General features: G+C 66.1%; 5 protein-coding genes. All 5 read left to right on the forward strand.

Annotated elements, in window-relative coordinates:
• On the forward strand, nucleotides 1-731 hold a 731-nt coding region (locus FJZ36_17075), incomplete at its 5' end, for a hypothetical protein (GenBank protein MBM3216612.1).
• A 78-nt stretch (nucleotides 732-809) separates the two neighbouring features.
• The gene (locus FJZ36_17080) at nucleotides 810-1808 is read left to right on the forward strand and encodes a malate dehydrogenase (protein MBM3216613.1); all 999 of its coding nucleotides are present in this window, start codon (nucleotides 810-812) and stop codon (nucleotides 1806-1808) included.
• Complete coding sequence (locus FJZ36_17085) at nucleotides 1781-2629, forward strand: SDR family oxidoreductase (protein ID MBM3216614.1); 849 nt, start codon at nucleotides 1781-1783, stop codon at nucleotides 2627-2629. The genes FJZ36_17080 and FJZ36_17085 overlap by 28 nt, the downstream gene beginning before the upstream one ends.
• 234 nt (nucleotides 2630-2863) lie before the next feature.
• On the forward strand, nucleotides 2864-5476 hold the full coding sequence (locus FJZ36_17090; protein MBM3216615.1) for a hypothetical protein: 2613 nt from the start codon (nucleotides 2864-2866) through the stop codon (nucleotides 5474-5476).
• A 772-nt stretch (nucleotides 5477-6248) separates the two neighbouring features.
• Nucleotides 6249-7052 (forward strand): SDR family oxidoreductase (locus tag FJZ36_17095; GenBank protein ID MBM3216616.1); only part of this gene is annotated, 804 nt, incomplete at its 3' end.

The following is a 7052-nucleotide window of genomic DNA, read 5'->3' on the forward strand; positions in this document are numbered from 1 at the left end:
AGGACCCCACCGCGCTCGTGCTGGGCATTTCGACTGCCGGCATCGACACGCGCTTCATCGACTTCTGCCTGGAACGCGGCGCGCCCTTCGATGTGCTGACGATCCACCCGTATCGTTCCCGCCTGTCGGAGCTGGGGTTGATCCGCGAGCTGCGCGCTACGGCTCAGCAGGTGGGCGGCAGACCCGTGTGGATCACCGAGATGGGATGGAGCACACAGGTGGGGGCGACGAGCGAACGCGCCCAGGCGGAGCTCCTGGCGCGCTCCTATCTTGCATCCGTCGCCTCGGACGCGTGCCAGAACGTGAGCTGGTACGACTTCCGTTCCGACGGGAACGACCCGTTCTACAACGAGCACAACTTCGGCGTCTTGCACCACGACCTGACGCCCAAAGCGGGCTACCGAGCTCTGGCGACGATTTGTACGTCACTCGCGGGCGGCGATCTGCGCTCCGTGGAGGGCTTCGGCGAGGACGTCTTCGCCGTCGCCGTCGGAGACGCGACAGCGATCTGGACGGCAAGCCGCGACCTCGCCGTGGAGGTCCAGCGCGCCGGACAGTCGCGCGTGCAAAACCTCATGGGCGAAGTGGTCCCAGTCCCCGACGAAAGCGGCGCGGTTCGTCTGCCGCTGAGGGCGGGTCAGCCGCTCTTCCTCTTGGGATCGTGGGCAGCCCCGACCGGCAGGACCGTGCAGCTTCCGGGCGGGAGGACGCCGGAGTTGATACGCTTCTAACGGCGGCGCAGCATTGACCTGTCGGTTCCGCATCGCTACACTCGCACGCGGCGACTCGAAGAAGGAAAGGCACAACGCATGCAGTACGCGACAGACGCTCGGCTGGCGGTGTTCGGCGCGGCTGGCGCCATTGGTTCGAACCTGGTGCAAGCCATCATTCAAATGGGCATCACCGGCAACATCGTCATGTACGACCCGTTCGAGAAGGGGCTGGAGGGAGCTGCCGAGGAGATCTACCACTGCGGGTTCCCCGGCGCGAACGTCAAGTGGACAACCTCCGTGCAGGAAGCCCTGACGGGCACGTCCTACGTCATCAGTTCCGGCGGCGCTCCCCGTCGCGAGGGCATGACCCGCGAAGACCTGCGACGCGACAACTGTCAGATCGCGAAGGAACTCGGACAGGCGATCAAGACCTACGCCCCGGACCTCAAGTTCCTCGTTGTCATCTTCAACCCGGCGGACATCACCGGCTTGACCGCGCTCGTCCATTCGGGACTGCCACCCGCCCGCGTCTCGACGCTCGCGGCGCTCGACTCGACGCGTCTGCAGACCGCGCTGGCACAGCACTTCCGCGTTCGACAGGACAAAGTCATCGGCTGCCGCACCTATGGCGGACACGGCGAGAAGATGGCGGTCTTCAAGGGCGACATCCGCATCGACGGCAAGAAGCTCACGGATTACCTCGGTGAAGGGCATCTCTCCGCCGAGGACTGGGGGAAAATCCAGGAGCACGTGCGCGGCGGAGGGGCCCGGATCATCTCCCTTCGCGGGCGCAGCTCGTTCCAGTCCCCGTCGGTCCTGAGCGCGGCGATGGTCAAGTCGGTCGTCGACAGCAGCCCCTTCCCCTGGCCCTGCGGAGCCTACATCCGCGAAGGCGAGTACGAAGGCGTCATGATGGCAGCCGACACGCTGCTCGACCAGTCGGGCGTCTGGTACCGCGTGCCCCAAGGCGATGCGGACGACATGCTCGCGCTGCAGGATTCCTACGCGCACCTGCGCGCGCTCCGCGACCAGACAATCGCCGACGGCATCCTGCCTCCGCTGAGCGAATGGAGTCAGGCGAACCCGCACCTGTAGTCGATGGAGAACGCCGGTTGAGCGCGAAGCGTCCCAACGGAGGACCGACCATGCGACTCCAGAACGAGATCGCCGTCGTGACGGGCGGCGGCTCGGGCATCGGCAAGGCGACAGCGGAGCTCTTCGCGTCGGAGGGCGCTGCCGTCGTCGTCGTGGATCGCGAACCCGATGCTGCGCAGCGCGTCGCCAACGCGATCAACGCCGCTGGCGGCAAGGCGCTGCCCTTCGCCGCCGACCTGTCCGACGAGTCGCAGGCGTTGTCGCTGGTTCCGTTCGTCACGGAGCGCTGCGGCGGCGCGACGATCCTCGTCAACAACGCCGGCGTGCGCGTCTTCGGACTCGTCACCGAGGCGACCCAGGAAGACTGGGACATCATCCTCGGCACGAACCTGAGAGCCATCGGCTACTGCTGCAAGGCGCTCATTCCCGTTATCGCGCGGTCGGGCGGCGGAAGCATCGTCAACGTGTCGTCGGCGAATGCGATCATCGGCAGGAGCGGCATGCCGCTCTATGACGCGACGAAGGCGGGGGTTCTCGCGCTGACGCGCGCGATGGCGGTCGGGCATGCGGCGGAGGGCATCCGCGTCAACGCTGTCTGCCCGGGCCCGACGATCACGGGCTACCACCTCCGCCGAGCGGCGGAGCGGGGCGTCTCGGAAGATCAGTACCGGGCGAACGCGGCGGCGAGCAAGGTCGGCGTCCTGAACCGGCACGCGGAGCCCATCGAGATCGCGTACGCGATCCTCTTCCTCGCGTCGCGCGAGGCGTCCTACATCACGGGCGAGACACTCATGGTCGACGGCGGCATGGGCGCGACATGACGCCGTCCGCGCGAATGCTCGCGTAGATCGCGTCTTTGCACGATCACCGCGGGGGTTCGTCGGCGGCTCCGCTGTCGGGGTCGTCGGAACCACCTACCCGCCGACGGCCCCGAATCGCTCCGCCAGTCAGGTGTCGCCCAATGCCTTGCTACCGGTAACGCCCCGGTGCATAATGCCTGTCGTGGCATTCTATGCCTGCCAGGTGACTCGCTTCCCAGGTTGAGGGCTCGACAGGTGGAACGCTCCCGATACCTCCCCGCATACGTTGTCGTCACTTGCCTCGGAGCGCTTGTCGTCTTGGGGCTCTGCCTTGCACCGACCGTCCAAGCGGCTCCTGGTCCCACGATCCAAGAGGCGTATGCCAAACTGCGCGAATACGGCTCCGCTCCGACTCGGAGCGCCCGGATCCCAGACCGGTGCGCGACGCCCATCTTCCAGACGGTCGCGACGCAGCGGAACCTGCTGACGCCCGATCAGCGCCGGTTCGCCAAGCCCTTCTTCCAGCGACCTAGCGAGCCCGGCGGCGGGCCGTGGTACACCGAGTTGCCTCTGTCGCAGCGGCTCGAGACGATCCACTTCGTCTTCCACTATACGACGCGCGGCCGAGACGCCGTGCCCATGGAAGATGTCGAGCCCCAGAACGGCGTGCCCGACTACGTGGACATCGTCGCCGACGCGTTCGAGCGGTCCTACCACTTCGAGATCGAAGTGATGGGCTTCCGCAAGCCGCTCGACGACTATTGGGGGCCCGACAACGAAGGCGACACGCGCTGGGATGTCTATCTATTCAACGCGCCGTTCCTGGGCGTCACCGTCTCGGAATGGTTCGACCGAGTTCTCCCAACGGCGGTGACCGCTTCGCTGTGGTTCGCGATCAACTCGAAGATGTACGAGTACTTCGGGCAGGAGGAGGGCAAGCGCTACGTCGAGACGACGTGCGCCCACGAGTTCCTCCACTCCTCCCAGTACGCCTACAACGCGAAGCTGCCGGCGTGGGTCGCTGAGTCCACCGCGACATGGATGGAGTCCCGCGTCTACGATGGCGGACTCGTGGACGACGGCGATCACTACGACGACCCCGACGAGCTCGGCGAGACGAACGGCGTCGATCAGGTCTACCAGCAGATCCGCCAGTGGTTCATCAAGCCCGACCTGCCCCTCGATCAGAGCGGGGGTCACGCCTACGGGAACGTCATCTTCATCAACTACCTGACCCAGCGCTTCGGGTACGACTTCATCCGCGACCTGTACGAAGCCTTCACGGACGGCGGAAGCCGCGAGTTCGGCAACTACTGGGACCTGCTGGCGACCCACAGCACGAACTGGGTCGAGACGTTCAAGACCTTTACCGTCTGGAACTACTTCACGGCAGAACGCGCGGGACTGTTCCCCGGATACCGCGACGCGGCGCGATACCCCCCCATCGGCGTCAACCCGACGGACATCCACGCGAGCTACCCGGCGTTCCGGTTTTACGACGAGCACGCCATCCCGGACGCGATGGGCTCGCGCTATGTCGTGTTCGACGCCCCGACCGACGGCATCGACCGCCCGTTCTCGATCAAAGTGCGCGGCGCGAACGTCGATGAGCTGATCGCCGCCGGTGGGCTGATCGATTTCACCGACGGCAAGCCTGACCGGAGCTATTACCAGCGCTGGCTCCAGATCGTAGGCTTGCGCGGCTGGGCGGCTCCCATCATCATCGAGAAGCGTAACGGCGAGATCGTCCGCGACGAGATCTTCACCTACCACTTCTCGCAGGAAGGGCAGAAAGACTTTCCGGGGTTCGGCTCGGACATCCGGCGAATCGTCCTCATTCTGGCGAACATCCGTCCCGACACGGTCGAGCGCGGGAACTACATCTCCTACGCCGCCGGGCCGAAGCCGAGAGGTCGCATCTCGAACGTTCGCGCAGTCGCCGGAGCCACCGGAGGCGTCCAGCTCACCTGGCAGCTCGACGATCTGACCGACACGCGAGAGCTCTACGTCATCCGCAAGCGCTATTCGCCGTATGACGGCGATTCGGACAGCCTCAACTTCCGCAACGCCGCCGAAGTCATGCACGCTGGCGACCGCGATGGCAACTCGATCCCCGACGCGCCGGTGAACATCGTCGCCAAGATTCGCGCGACGGATACCAGCTACACGGACACGACGACCTATAGCGATGTCTTCACGGCATCGCCCAACTTCAATCCCACCTTCGTCCGGTACTACTACGCCGTCGTGCCAGTGGACGGTCGCGGTGTCATGGGCGAGCCCGCCATCGCGTCGGACGGCGTGACGCCGATCCCGCCTGCCGCGCCGGCGTTCATGGTCGCCACGCGGACGGTTCAGCCGGGACTGTGGAACCTCGCCGTACGATCGACGGAGCCGCTCATCGCCACGCCTACGCTCCGGGTCACGCTGCCGGACGGGTCGACGGTCGATGTCGAGCTGAATCTCGTCGACGGAACGCTCTGGCAGGGCGATCTGGTCCTCAGCAGCTTCGCGCTGCCGGGCGAGTATCGCTACTCCGTGCGCGGCGTCTCGCAGTCGGGGGCGGTCGGGGACTACGTCGTGGCGGGCGGGACGTTCCGGTACGCGCCGTCGACGCTGAAGCCCAAGATGCAGCTCATCCCGAACCGGGTCCACCACGCCGGCGACGGGGATTTGCACTTCTACCCGCGCGGCATGCGCATCCGCATCTACACGATGACGGGACAGTTCGTGCGCGAACTCGACCCGGATTCGAAGTGGAACCTCACCAACGCGAGCGGCGAGCAGGTCGGTAACGGCGTCTACATGTACGTCGCCGAGGATGGCAAGGGATTCCGTGAGACAGGAAGGCTGGTCGTGACATGGTAATCCGCAAGCCTTACCCGGTTCTGCTGGCGATCACAGCCGCGCTCGTCTTCGCGAGCTGCGGGGACGATGAACCGACCGTCCAGGGTCCCGTGTTCGACGGGATGACGATCCAGGAGTTCCCGCTCGGGCTGGGCGCGACGTGGACTTACGCCAACGTGGACGCTCCGGAAGAGCAGTACCGCGTCGCCGTCGTCGGCACACGGATCATCAGCGGATTCATCCATTGGGTCGCCAACTACGAGGCGCTCGACGCCGCAGGGAATCCCACTGGGGAACCCCCGGCTCCGAACGACTTCTACTCCGCCAACGGACTGCACATGCGCCTGGGAGCTCTGACGCGTCAGCCCGGCGTGTTCGCTCGCGCGACGTTCGTCGGCGGAACCAAAGCCGCCGCCGTGTCGCCGTTCCCGGTGAGCGTCGCGTTCCTGCGCTTCTCATCACCCCAGGACCTGGAGCCGCTGACCGACGGACAGGGTCTGCCGATCCGCTACGACGAGGTCACGCGCGGGACGCAGGGGCTCATTCTCGAAGGCGCATCCGAGGGCGTCCTGTCGGGCGGCTCGACGAACTTCCAACGGCACATCCCGCCGCGACGGTTCTGGCAGTTCCCGATGCGCAAGGGCTCCCGCTGGACGGTCTTCCGAACGAACGAGCTCTCGAAGGGCACCGGTTTGGCTCCCCAGCCCGCGATCCTCGCCGAACGTCTGGTCACAGACGGAGCCGCCTCCGTCGCAACGCCCCGTTACACGGGTTCCGCGTATGTCGTCAACGAATGGGTGACCGGGTTGCGCAAGGGCGCCGACGGCAATGTCATCGTCCCATCGCTCGAAGACACGGATGGCGACGGCGTTCCCCAGCGCGGCGCGCCGACGGCGCGCTATTGGGTGGCTCCCGGTGTCGGCATCGTGAAGTACGAGTACGAGTTCGTCGACTTGGGTCCGCCCGCCAAGTTCACTCGCAAGACCTATGTCCTGACGGCGTTCACGCCGCCGTCCCAATCGAGCGCGTCGGAATGACGGATCTGCGGCGCTTCAGCCTCGACGGGATGAACGCTCTCGTCACGGGCGGAAGCAAGGGACTCGGCAGAGCGATGGCGCTGGGGCTGGCGCGCGCCGGAGCCGATGTCGCCATCGCTTCCCGGACGGAAGCCACGCTCGACGCCACTGCAGCCGAGATCGAGGCGCTCGGACGGCGCGGACACGCGTTCGCCGCCGATGTATCCCGTGTGTCCGACATCCGCACCCTCTTCCAGCGCGTCGCCGAGGCGTTCGACTCCAAGCTGGACATCCTCATCTGCGCGGCGGGCACCAACTCGCGCATGCCGACGACGGAGTACACCGAGGAAGTCTGGGATCGGATCGTCGACACGAACCTCAAGGGAACCTTCTTCTGCTGCCAAGAAGCCGGGCGGCTCATGGTTCCACGGCGGTTCGGCCGCATCCTGACGATCGGCTCGATCACGAGCTCCATCGGCGTCGCGACCATCGGGCCCTACGCGGCAACCAAGACCGGCGTCGTCGGCATCACGAAGAGCCTCGCCATCGAATGGGGCGCGCACGGCATCACCGTCAACTGC

The organism is Candidatus Poribacteria bacterium (assembly GCA_016866785.1).
GTDB lineage: Bacteria > Poribacteria > WGA-4E.

What these genes read in the sequence shown, in the direction of transcription:
- FJZ36_17080 (MBM3216613.1), top strand. Translation starts at nt 810, where the DNA reads ATGCAGTACGCGACAGACGCTCGGCTGGCGGTGTTCGGCGCGGCTGGC.
- FJZ36_17085 (MBM3216614.1), top strand. Translation starts at nt 1,781, where the DNA reads ATGGAGTCAGGCGAACCCGCACCTGTAGTCGATGGAGAACGCCGGTTG.